The sequence below is a fragment of the Acidocella sp. genome, from assembly GCF_050253495.1.
Taxonomy (GTDB): Bacteria; Pseudomonadota; Alphaproteobacteria; order Acetobacterales; family Acetobacteraceae; genus Acidocella.
In genome coordinates, this window is sequence record NZ_JBFWIX010000025.1 from 1 (window position 1) to 10931 (window position 10931).

Annotated in this window: 8 protein-coding genes and 2 pseudogenes; all 10 read right to left on the reverse strand. The window is 58.6% G+C overall.

All coding sequences use genetic code 11. The features are described 5' to 3' along the window. Nucleotides 1-107: 107 nt before the first annotated feature. Nucleotides 108-389 (reverse strand): annotated as a pseudogene (locus AB7D48_RS14955) (IS3 family transposase); the annotation flags it as partial. A 4-nt stretch (nt 390-393) separates the two neighbouring features. Then, nucleotides 394-1800: an IS30 family transposase gene (locus AB7D48_RS14960; RefSeq protein ID WP_427980722.1), complete on the reverse strand. Its 1407-nt coding sequence runs from the start codon at nt 1798-1800 to the stop codon at nt 394-396. A gap of 46 nt (nt 1801-1846) precedes the next feature. Next, nucleotides 1847-2637 (reverse strand): annotated as a pseudogene (locus AB7D48_RS14965) (IS3 family transposase); the annotation flags it as partial. A gap of 307 nt (nt 2638-2944) precedes the next feature. After that, entirely contained in the window at nt 2945-4852 is a 1908-nt protein-coding gene (locus tag AB7D48_RS14970; protein ID WP_427980723.1) for a GmrSD restriction endonuclease domain-containing protein, read from the reverse strand. Between the two features lie 73 nt (nt 4853-4925). Continuing rightward, nucleotides 4926-7490: a GIY-YIG nuclease family protein gene (locus AB7D48_RS14975; RefSeq protein ID WP_427980726.1), complete on the reverse strand. Its 2565-nt coding sequence runs from the start codon at nt 7488-7490 to the stop codon at nt 4926-4928. Then, the gene (locus AB7D48_RS14980; protein WP_427980728.1) at nt 7483-9063 is read right to left on the reverse strand and encodes an Eco57I restriction-modification methylase domain-containing protein; all 1581 of its coding nucleotides are present in this window, start codon (nt 9061-9063) and stop codon (nt 7483-7485) included. Before AB7D48_RS14980 ends, AB7D48_RS14975 begins: the two co-directional genes overlap by 8 nt. After that, nucleotides 9060-9716 (reverse strand): N-6 DNA methylase, encoded by a 657-nt coding sequence (locus AB7D48_RS14985; protein WP_427980731.1) that lies wholly within the window; start codon nt 9714-9716, stop codon nt 9060-9062. Before AB7D48_RS14985 ends, AB7D48_RS14980 begins: the two co-directional genes overlap by 4 nt. Nucleotides 9717-9829: 113 nt before the next feature. Then, nucleotides 9830-10033: a type II toxin-antitoxin system Phd/YefM family antitoxin gene (locus AB7D48_RS14990; RefSeq protein WP_427980734.1), complete on the reverse strand. Its 204-nt coding sequence runs from the start codon at nt 10031-10033 to the stop codon at nt 9830-9832. Nucleotides 10034-10188: 155 nt separating this feature from the next. Beyond that, a complete protein-coding gene (locus AB7D48_RS14995) occupies nt 10189-10455 on the reverse strand; it encodes a conjugal transfer protein TraD (RefSeq protein ID WP_427980737.1) in 267 nt (88 codons plus the stop codon). Between the two features lies 1 nt (nt 10456). Next, nucleotides 10457-10888, reverse strand: a complete 432-nt coding sequence (locus tag AB7D48_RS15000) for a conjugal transfer protein TraD (RefSeq protein ID WP_427980740.1) — start codon at nt 10886-10888, stop codon at nt 10457-10459. Nucleotides 10889-10931: the final 43 nt, after the last annotated feature.

The window sequence follows — 10931 nt, forward strand, 5'->3', positions numbered from 1 at the left end:
CAGGGCAGCTTGCTCAGCATCATCCAACATGACAGCAACCGCACGACCCTTCGACATCCTAGCCTCCCCAAGTTTAAGGTTTAGCCAGAATGTAGACTACTTTCCGATCAGAACACTAGCACGGCCTTGTCCTCGAACTCCATAGGGCTGACATAACCGAGTTTCGAATGCCTGCGCCGCGGGTTATAGAAACGCTCGATATAATCGAATACATCCGCCCTGGCTTGGTCACGGGTGCGGTAGGTTTTGGCAGCCGTGCGCTCGGTTTTGAGTGAAGAGAAGAAGCTCTCCATTGCCGAGTTGTCCCAGACATTGCCGGCCCGGCTCATTGAGCAGGTAATGCCATTATCAGCCAGCAAACGTTGGAATTGCTCGCTGGTGTATTGGGCGGATTCAACCGGTCCTCGCAACATCGTCATCATAGTATCTAGCAAGGAACTGGTCGAGGACTTCGGCCGGCGTTTTCCAACTGAGCGTTTTGCGTGGCCTGGTATTTATTGCATGCGCAACGGCATCCAACTCCTCGCCTGTATGACGACTGAGATCTGTGCCTTTTGGAAAATACTGGCGTAGCAAACCGTTGGTATTTTCATTTGAACCCCGCTGCCATGGGCTTTGCGGATCGCAAAAATAAATGCTGAGTCCTGTGCTGATACGCAGGTCGGCATGCTTCGCCATTTCTGTTCCTTGGTCCCAGGTCAGCGATTGGCGCAGACGCTCGGGAAGCTTGCTCATGGAGTGCGCGATAGCTTTACAGACCGCTTCAGCTCCATGCCCCGCCAGGGCCGGTCCGTTCTTTATACGTAGACCGTGTTGATGGCCTTCCATCCGCGGTAGATGGAGCAACATAGTGAAGCGTGAGCTGCGCTCTACGAGCGTGCCAATCGCGGAGCTCTCAAGGCCAAGGATGAGGTCGCCTTCCCAATGACCGGGAACCGCCGGGTCGGCAATTTCGGCCGGGCGCTCGCTTATCATAACGGCGTCTCCAATGAAGGACTTATTGCGACAACGCGAGCGTTCACGCGGCACACGCAACGCTCTGCCCGAGCGCAAGCATGCGGTCAGTTCACGGCCCAATGCACCACGTCCTTGAATATAAAGGGACTGATAGATCGCTTCGTGGCTGATCCGCATCGTTTGGTCCTCTGGGCAATCAACCTCAAGCCGGCGGGCGATCTGCTCGGGGCTCCAGGCTGTCGCCCAACGTCGGCTCTGCCGGTGAACAGCCCTTCGTTTCTTCCATAACACCGTTGGATCTTCAAATACGACGCCATGCGTGTCGGTGACCCGACCGGCTAACCTTTCCTCCACGTACTCACGTAGAGCCAGATTGACCGCTAGCTTGCCAAGCCGCGGTCGACGCGCTGCCCTATCGGCATGCCATTGAGCGGCACTGGCTCGGTAATCCAGACTACCGCTGCGCGTCGCGGCGTTGCGACGCACTTCCCGGGAGATCGTGCTCGGCGAGCGGCCCAGCTTATAAGCGATCGCCCGAATGCCACTGCCCTTGGCCAGTTCGAGCGCAATGTCCTCGCGCTCCTGAAAGGAAAGATAACGCCCTGTAGGCGGTTTCGCCCCGGGCGCCAGATGGGTAGGCGGCATTCCTCCTGCACTCCGAAACCAGCGTGGGCCAAGTGGTGCCGATATTCCGGCATCCACTGCAGCCTCTTCGCTCGAACGCCCCACGGCAATAGCTCGCCAAAACAGAACGCGCTCCTCACGCTGCCATGCAGGCGGACATCCCGGTGAGCGCAGTTTCCCTCGTGTGCATCGATCCGACGCACGTTTGTGAGCCGTCATCGCAACCACCAAGTAGTTGATGTTGCGAGGACCGGTTGAATCCGCCTTGCGAGCCCTGATCTGAATGATGAAGTAGCGCGTCGGCCTTGCCGCGGCACCAGACGGCCATCATCAACGCATCCATGACCAGCGCCGCATCGCGTTCCGCCTTCATCGACCAGCCGACGATGCGCCGGGAGAAGAGGTCAAGAACCACGGCCACATACAGCCAGCCTTCGGCGGTCCAGATATAGGTGAAGTCAGCCAGCCATTTCTGGTTTGGCCGGGTGGCGGCGAACTTCCGATCAAGGATATTATCGGCGATCACCGCACGCTCGCCCTCGTCCTTCGGCTTGGCCCGGCGCTTCGGGCGCGCCCGGAAGCCGTTCTCGCGCATCAGCCGCTCAACCCGATGCAGGCCGCGGGCCAGGCCCGCCTCGAGTACATCACGCCACACGCAGCGCGCGCCATAGGTCCGGTCACTGGCCTTGAAGCTCGTGCCAATTGCCGACGCCAGTTTCTCATCGTGCACAGCCCGTTCACAGGCTGGTCGGTTGAGCCAAGCATGGAAGCCAGAACGCGATACCTCAAGAGCCGCGCACAGCCAACTCACCGGCCAGATATGCCGGTGCTTCGCGATGAAAGCGAACTTCAAGTCGACTCTCTCGCGAAGAATGCCGCGGCCTTTTTTAGGATGTCACGCTCCGCCTTGAGCTTGGCGACCTCCTTCTTGAGGGCTGCAATTTCAGCCAGATCGGCCCGTTGCTGGCCATGGCCAGGGAACGCCGTCGCAAGCGCCGCCGCCAGTTCACGCATCCAGCGCCGCAACACGCTCTCCGCCAGATCCAGGTCACGCCCTGGGCTGCGGAGCACGATCGGACATGCACCCACCTGAAGGAGAATCGCGGGATCGATTCTTGCTAGACGGCCTTCTTCGTCCTCCGGTTCATGGGACACGATCTTATCCTCGTGTCCACCAAACCGGCAGCAGCCCACGTTATAGTCCGCGCAGCAAGTGTATACCTCGGGGTATGCCAAGTAAATCGAAACGATTATTTGCAGAGCTAAATCAACGAGTTAATCGTAGAAAATGGCGGGCCGCGACCGATAGTGATGATCACTACGTTTACGCTATAGCCCTACCATAGATAACGATATTGCCGCATCAGCCTGCCGGAAGGAGCAAGGCCGCTTCGGCGTCATCTTCGATTGTTTCGGTGTCCTCGCCTTCTTCCGGGACGTTGCCGCTATAGGCAGCCTTGCCCATCGCCTGTTCGATCAGGCCAAGCAGGCGCTTTTGCCGATCTTCCATGAACGCCTCGAACTTGTCGGCACGGAGAAGGGCGGGGTCGATCAGGTGCGATTGCAGATAGCTGTCCAGCTTTTCGCTGGCGATGGGCGGCGTGGAGCTGTTTCCGCTTTCCAGCTTCGCCAGATACTCGCTTGGCGCAACGCCGCCGATGATCCTGTTCGTGCGATACGACAGCGGCGTCTTGTTTATGATGGAATCGAACACCGCAGGCTTGATACCCTGCGTCCGGCACCAGTCCTGTGGGAAGATGTGGTGAATATCCACGTTCTCCCCGAAAAACACCGTATGGTCGAACTTCTGGCCCGATCGGAAATCCTGCGCGCCTTCCTTCATCAACAGGGCGTTCATGCCCTTATAGGCCGCTGAAAGCCGCATCCGCATGGTTTTCAGGCGGTCGGAGCGGAAGATGGTTTCGCTGACCGTCGAAGGCTCCGGCCCGCCGCTCAGCCAGCGCGTGACCTCCATGAAATCCTTGGCGATGCGCGTTTCGACAGCGGAGCCGTAAAGCTCGCCGAATACGCCGTTCCAATACCACTGGACCAGCTTCGCCCGGTTGGCTTCATGCTCCCACGCATCGCCAATGTCGGCGAGGATCGCCGCCAGCGGCACAATCTGCGACTGATAGGGCAGATCGAAAATGCGATAGATATGGAGCATGTGCAGGAACTTGGCGGCTTGAATGAAGCCGCGTTCCACCTGCGCCTCATATTTCTTGTAGGCTTCCAGCGGCAGGTCGAGCAGGGCTTGCCGATTGCCAGACACGGCAGGCAATTCCTTGCCTTCCTTGCCCGCCTGTTCGGCGGCACGCCGCCGGTCGCGGGTGAAAAAGAGCGAAATGGCCTGCAAGAAATCGGTATTGCCGACACCGGCTAGAATACCGGCATCGGAATCCGCAGGGCGCAGGGTATCGGCAAGTCGCTGGTGGCGGCCCTTGACGCCTTCATCGCCATACCAGTCCTTGCGCAACTCGTGGCCCGAGGCCGCATACATCGCAGTGACCAGCTCGAAGGCATCGAGCGGCTTGCCGCCCGTATTCACCTTCTCGAACACCACGCAGACGGCTTCCTTGGAGGTCGAGCGGTCGAGCGCGATCACCGGCACGCGATACATCTTAAAGTTTTCCAGCACCTCTTTCTTGAAGGTGCGGAACTGCTCGCGCACCGCCTTGTGCTCGTCACCCGACCAGTGGTCGTTGAATCCGTCCTGCCATGCGTCCCAGTCGAATACCTGGCTGACGGGGAACATCAGCGCCGCATATTCTTTTTCCGGCGTGGAGAGGTCGAGAGCGATTTCGCGTCCGAAATCCGTGCGCTCCACGCGATCTTCCGGCACGCCTATCACAGCTTCCTCGCGGTCCACCGTCTCATCAATCGCCTTGGCAATGTCGAGATAGAACCAGCGTTTCACGCGCTTCTTCTTTGGTGTGACGGTTTCCACGACCTTGGCGCGCAACGTGACCTGATAGAGCGAAGTCATGCGCTGCTGACCATCAAGCAACAGGGATTGCGGTGCCGTTTGGCGGACATCCGCAGGAGCGCCCTCGACGGGGCGGGGCTTGAAATTGACCGGCCCGCCGGTGTCCAGCGACATGAGCGCGCCCACGGGGAATGCACGCGAAATCGAGGCGATCAGGCTCTTGATCCGATCTTCGTCCCAAACCCAACTCCGCTGAAAATCCGGCAACTGGATGATGCCCCGATGGCACTCATCAAGCAGCCGGTGAAGGTCGATAGGATTGGTTTGAAAGGACGCCCCCGCCATGCTCTATACTTCCCTGCTTACTCTATCGTTCTACGAATTTGTACTGCGTTCGATAGCAGTCATCCTAGGATTATTAAGCTTCCGTCCCTTCTTGCTCCTTCGCCACGACCGTATCATAGAGGCCGTAGTGGGTTAGCCCCTTATGGCTTTCGATGCCTGTATAGCGGAGTGAGGCATCCTCATAGCGACGGAACGCAAAGACGGCTTCGTTCATGCGCTCGGTGTTGAACACCTTGAGCCGAACAAGCAGGTGGAAATCCGCGACGGTCAGGCCGGTGACGGCATGGAACAGATCCGGTTCCAGCTTGGTGATAACGTCCTGTAGCGTGTTTTCGCGGAAGTCCGTCAGATACATGAAGGCGGGAATCCGAGTGGCGAACTTTATCAGCTTCTCCTGAACGAGCTTGCGCTTGGATTTGTATTCCTTTTCCTCCTCCGTCAGTTCCTTCTTGTCCTTCGCGGACAATTCGCCGCCTTGCTCCTTGGCCTTCTCTTTGAGGTCTTTGACGGCCTCGCTCTTGTTGATGATGGTTTCGATCACGTTGTCGCCAAGGGAGCGCCAGCCCTCGATGCGCTCCACCGCCGCCATCGCCTCGGCGTTATCAAGGATGCGGCGCAAGGTGTCGTTATCGACATTGACCAGCAGGGCGGATTCCCACTTGCGGGCCAGCAGCGTGGCCGACGTTCCGGCCATCGCAATATCGAGGATGCCGCCCGCGTCGATCTGCGTCATGTTCGCGCCGTCGTAGGCGAGGACCGGCAGGAACGAGACAAGCTCGCGCACGGCGTTTTCGGGGTTCGCCTCGCCCGGCGACAAGCCGATGCCGTATTCGGACAACTGCCGCAACGCGCGCGTGGGCGCGAAGTCGAACACGAAACAAACGGGTTTGAGGATTTCTTCCTCGTTCGGATTGTCGCCATTAGGGTTCTTGATCGACCACGGAGACTGCACCCGGAACGCTGCTTGAAAATAGGTTTCAGGGGATTTCAGGTTGCGCAGCATCAGGATGGACGACCATTGCACCACGGTAACGCCGGTGGTCAGCTTGCCGCATGACAGGGTGATGGTCTTGGTGTCAAAGCCGCTGCCCACCGCCTGCCGGACGGGCGGCAAGGCGTCCAAGCCGATGCCCGCCGTGGCACCTGCCGACACGATCACGGTGTAGTCGCGCCAGAATACATTGTGCTTTTCCGCCAGCAAATTCGCCATAGCGTGACAGGCGGAGACGTTGGGCAGGAACCAGAACGAGTGTTGCAGATAAGGCAACAGCCGAATATCGGAATAGGGGAAAGGCGGGCGGGTGCCGGTTTTCAGGCTTTCGACCGTCTGCGGCGCATAACCGCCCCGGATGATGTCCAGCCATTTCTGAACATCGGTCTTGTGTTTGAACGTGGCCGCGTCTCCGGTCCCGGTCGCGGCGAAAAAGGCGTTTAGGTCGAACTCATCAAACTCCCCGGCGCTGGCGATGGCTAGCAGCTCGTCGGGCATCTGGTAGGTCAGCAGACGCATTTGCGGCAACGCGCCGTAGGGATTGCGTTTGCCCGGATTCTTTGCGGCGAACTCGGCCTTGGCCCGCTGTTCGTCGGTATAGGTCCAGTTGAAAATCTGCTCCTCAATGAACTCGCCGGTGGCAAGCGCCTTGAACGGGGTGCCGGACAGATAGAGGTAGGCCCGCGTGGTGATCGGCAGGAACTCGGTCTCGCTTTCCGACAGGACGCCCAAATCCTCGTTCACGTCCTCAAGGTCGGAGGCGTATTCGAGACTGGCTTCCTTCTTGGCGACGGCGGCATCCTCGCCCTCGAACAACTCCTTGGCCGTCTCGCGCCAAGCGCCGAAATGGTATTCGTCGAACACGACCAAATCCCAATTTGTCGTGTGGACCCATTCGTGGCGGGCTTTGATATTCCCCGCTTTGTCGCGGCCTAGCAGGTCTTGGAACGACCCGAAAAACACCACGGGCTTGTCACGGTCGATCTGACTGGGATCGCGCCCGGACTTGCGCGACAGATATTGCCAGCCGTCAAAATCGACGTGGGATTCAAGGTCGGTCTGCCAAGCGTCCTCGACGGCGGGCTTGAACGTCAGGACCAGCACACGCTTGGCGTCGAGCTTCTTGGCAAGCTGGTAGCTGGTGAAGGTCTTGCCGAAGCGCATTTTCGCGTTCCAAAGGAAACGCGGAACGGCGGTGGCATCCTCCCGCCAACGGGATTGGTAGTAGGCATAGGTCTGTTCGACTGCTCGCGCCTGTTCGTCGCGCGGCGGAAAATCCTCGTGATGGGTGCCGGTGAACTGCTGGCCGGTGCGCAGTTCAGCCAGGACGGTTTTTACATCGGCAACGGTGCATTGCATCCATTCGAGCCGCGGGTTGGCGAAGCCTTTGCGCCTCAACGCTTCGCGCACGGCATGATCGCTGATGATGCCGCCATCATCCCGTTCGGCCCACTCGTCCAGCTCGATGGTGTAGTTTGTGATCGCGGCGGTCTTGAGCTGTTCGGCCACCCGCTGCTTCACGTCGCGGGTTGTCTGCCCAATTTTGAGAAGGCCGTCATGCGTATCGGCGGCAATGGCATAGGCATAGATGCGCGGGCGTACATCCGGTTTGGGAGCGAGGATTTCCTCAATGGTGGGCCTACTCACCATTGGCCTCCATCGGGCGGATCATGCTCTCGATGTAGGCAGCTTCATCCGGGTCGATGCCGTATTTTTGATAAAGAATCTCGTCGGTCCACGTTTGGCTCCATGACTGCTGCGGCACCCATGAGTATGTTGAACGCAATGCGTGCTGGGTGATTTTTCGTAGAGAAACGAGGAAACGGAATAGGCGCGTCCGATAGTAACTATCAAAGCTGCGCGCTGCCAATTCAGATGCAAACGGGCCAGCCACAAGGTAAGTCTGCGTGCAAACGGAATCTGGCACGGCTACGATAGGTGGGCCAAGCACCATCGCGGGGATTGCCCCGCGTTCACCATACGCTTCGGGCAGCAGCACTTTCCATCCGGGTATCAGTTGACGATTTTTCTTTATGTCCTTTTCGTTCACCCAAGCTGTTGTGCGGCGACCTTTGACAGTAAGATAGATTGCCAAAGAACCGTCGGTTTCGGATGTTGAATAGTCAGAAAAATTTGTTGCAAGTCCGAATGGCGTATCGCCACTAACAATCGTTTCCAGAGTCGGCTCGCCCTTGGAAAGAACTTTGTCAAGGATTGCTAGCGCCCGTGTGTCACGAACAAAAATATCGTGATCGTCAAGCTTTCGATTTACTGTAGCAAGTTGTTCATCACCCTGAAAAAGCGTGTATCGACACGGCCCAGACGTTTCTCTATCCCATAGAAAATAGCCTACACCACCCTCGAAATCGACTCCGGGAAATGCGGTGCTCATTTTCGTATAGTCAACTAACTCTCGAACATGGCCATCGGTAAACATTCGCTGCCGAAACGCGCCCATATCTCTACCGCCCGCCAGCCAGCGAGAAGGAATCACCATCACGAGAAAACGAGGCTCAAGGTCCATCGCTTGCTCTACAAAGAGTTGATAAATCGACGAGTCATTCGTTCCACCGCCTCCGCCTTTGAGTTGATACGGCGGGTTTCCAATGATGACGTCGAACTGCATTTCGGCTCCGAACAGCTCACCAATGCGAGCCTTAATGTTGTCGGTGTGGATGAACGCGTAGGCGTGGTTTTCTAACTCTGGCCCACGATCAAACAGCGTGCGCGGCGCGCCGCAGAATTCGCATTTGCCATTTTGCCACGAGTGTTCCGTGCGCTCGAACCAGACATTACCGCCATCGTTTGCAAAGCCCTTCGACACGGAGTGTTCGCCGTTGGCGTGCTTGGAGCAATAGAGGCTGCGCCGCGCCAACAGGCTGGTCAGCGTCGTGATGGCGATGCCGAACACCTGCCGGGTGAGGATATGATCGACCCGCGTTTGCAGGTCGGGGATTTCCTCCGCCAGCCCAGCAACCAACCGTGTCGTGATCTCACGTAGAAACACGCCGGACTTGGTGAACGGATCAAGGAAGCGGACGGAGCTATCGGCCCAGATGTTCGCACCGCCGTTGCTTGCCGCCCAAGCATCGGCCAGCGTATCGAGCATCCGGTTGGCGAACTCCGGCGGCGTGAACACCTCGTCGTTGGACAGGTTGGCGATGCAGGTCAATACATCGGGGTTTCGTCCCCGCAGTGTAAATCCCGCCTGTCCGTTCATGCCGCGTCCCCCTGCTCACCGCTGGCCAATCTTGCCAGATCACGCGGCGTCATCGGCGGATATACTTTGGTGGGCGTAAAAATCTCGTGTCTGCCGAGTTGGGAGAACAACGAGTCTTCCGCGCTGAAACTCGCCGCGCCGGTCAGCACGTCGAGCCGGAAGTCCCGTCGCTGGAACTTGCCTTTGCCGAGGTATCCCCACTCCACCACGCTGATCGGCGCGCCGTTCATGTCGCGCATGGTCATAGCGTCGCCGTGAACGAGATTGAGGGACAGCACAAAGAATGCGGCGCGATACGCCTCATCCGCATCGTCCGTCAGATTGAGATATTCAGCGAACACTTCCAGCATGTTCGCACGGCACTCGGTGATATTGTCCGGCAGCAATTCGATGCCGTAGCAGCACATCAGCGCCAGCAGCGCGTAGTGCCGTTTCTCGAAGGCGGATTTGCCGAATTTCGTCTCAACGGCCGCCAGCTTGCGTTGCAGGACCGGGACCAGAAAATTTCCGCTGCCGCAGGCAGGTTCCAGAAAGCGCGCGTCGATCCGCTCGGTCTCACCCTTGACGAGATCGAGCATCTTCTCGACCAACCAAGGCGGTGTGAACACCTCCCCGTGGTCAGCAACGCGCTTCTTTGACTTGATCAGATTCATGAACGGCGACCTGTCATCTTAGGCCAGCAGCTTGTGGCGTCGCAGCGGTCACGCGGCACAGTCCCCGTGCGTTCTTCGCAGGCCGATCAACGTTGCCCTGTGTGAGCGACTCTCTAGGCACGTTTTGATACCTCAACGATCTTCCCTTTGGTGTTTGCCGCACCATCCGCCAGCAGGGACAGCCGCTCATATTCTTCCACCGACATGACGATGACGACGCCACGTCCATGCTTTTCGATCAGCACAGGCGCTGCGCGTGCGGTGTCGATCATCAGGCCGAAACCGTTTTTGGCCTCGCGTGCAGACATGGTTTTCATGGTCGAATCCCGTGACATACAATTGCGCCATTTAGGGCGAAATAGCTCTTTTTGCCAAGGGTAACTTAGGCAGGAGAAGTCGTATTTGCGCGGCGTTGCCGCGCGATGGCGGGCGGCGCTGCGATATATGAGGTCTCCGCGCCGCCCGCCATCGGTCACGCCCGACCCTGCTGCGGTTGAGTTCTGTCATGCGGGCCTGCTGGACGTTCCGCCTCAAACGCCGCTTTCCCCTTTTCGGCCCACAGTTCCCGCGCCCGTTCACCGTCCTCGCTATTGAGCTTGTCGGCGATCCAGATCATCGCCCCGTAGATCATGGCGCGGTCATCGCCGGTCAGGTCCATGATACCCGCCTTGACGACGAGCCCGCCGAGTTCGATCAGATGCCGGGTGCGCTTGCGGCGTTCGACCTGCCAGCTTCGCATATCATGCCGCGCCCGTTGAGCTTGATGGCGGTTGCGCGCCGCCCGGTTGCGTTTGAGCGCCGCCGTTGCCGCGCTCAGTCGTTGATGCAGGTCGCCGCGACCTGCCTTGAAAGAACGCGGCCCCGCGTTTCGCCCATGCCTCCCTCTTTCCGGCGTCCTTGGTTTCGGCCAGCGCGACGAGCGCACCGGCCAGTTCGTCGGCGGTGAGTGCATCCGCCCCGGTCGCGATGACCAGTTCGCCGAGTTGCTGCACCTTGCGAGTTTTCAGTTCCCGCGCCTTGTTCTCAAGCGTCTTCAGTTCTGCGTCGTAGTCTCTCGGTTTCCGCATCGTCGTGTCCTTTCCCGGTTGCAAGTCATTGATGCGGTAAGGATAGTTGCGCAGGCTACGGAACGCAGTATTGTTGTCGGGACGGTGTGGCACGGCCCGGTCCATCCCGAGATTTTTTCGAGGGAGGGCGCGCTTATACGTCGTTCCG

What these genes read in the sequence shown, in the direction of transcription:
- AB7D48_RS14970 (WP_427980723.1), bottom strand. Translation starts at nt 4,852, where the DNA reads ATGGCGGGGGCGTCCTTTCAAACCAATCCTATCGACCTTCACCGGCTG.
- AB7D48_RS14985 (WP_427980731.1), bottom strand. Translation starts at nt 9,716, where the DNA reads ATGAATCTGATCAAGTCAAAGAAGCGCGTTGCTGACCACGGGGAGGTG.
- AB7D48_RS14990 (WP_427980734.1), bottom strand. Translation starts at nt 10,033, where the DNA reads ATGAAAACCATGTCTGCACGCGAGGCCAAAAACGGTTTCGGCCTGATG.
- AB7D48_RS14960 (WP_427980722.1), bottom strand. Translation starts at nt 1,800, where the DNA reads ATGACGGCTCACAAACGTGCGTCGGATCGATGCACACGAGGGAAACTG.
- AB7D48_RS15000 (WP_427980740.1), bottom strand. Translation starts at nt 10,888, where the DNA reads ATGGACCGGGCCGTGCCACACCGTCCCGACAACAATACTGCGTTCCGT.
- AB7D48_RS14980 (WP_427980728.1), bottom strand. Translation starts at nt 9,063, where the DNA reads ATGAACGGACAGGCGGGATTTACACTGCGGGGACGAAACCCCGATGTA.
- AB7D48_RS14995 (WP_427980737.1), bottom strand. Translation starts at nt 10,455, where the DNA reads ATGCGAAGCTGGCAGGTCGAACGCCGCAAGCGCACCCGGCATCTGATC.